The 298-nt window shown below is 42.6% G+C and carries 1 protein-coding gene; it reads right to left on the bottom strand.

Annotation, left to right across the window (positions count from 1 at the left end; genetic code table 11):
* On the bottom strand, positions 1 to 298 hold a 298-nt coding region (locus tag ACZIX2_RS14290), incomplete at both ends, for a SprB repeat-containing protein (protein WP_463340766.1).

Genomic DNA, 298 nt, shown 5'->3' with positions numbered 1-298 from the left:
GATTAATTTGTATACCCCAGCACCTAAATTAGTTTGATCTTCAGCACTAGCTGAAACTCCAGTTCCTGTCCAAGCATAAGTATAAGGTCCGACACCACCGGCAGGGGTAATATCAATTTTTCCAGTTTTAGCACCAAAACACAACACATCCTCTTTTGTATTGGTTACTGTAACCGCGGTAGCTGGTTCGGTGATGGTTACTGAAAGTTCGGCTGATTTACATCCGTTATTATCGGTTACAATTACTTTGTAAATCCCAGCTCCTAAGCCAGTTTGATCTTCGGCCGTTGCCACTACA

Source organism: Flavobacterium riviphilum, from assembly GCF_055231795.1.
The sequence above is the reverse complement of the archived record's forward strand: the minus strand, read 5'-3'. Positions and strand labels throughout refer to the sequence as shown.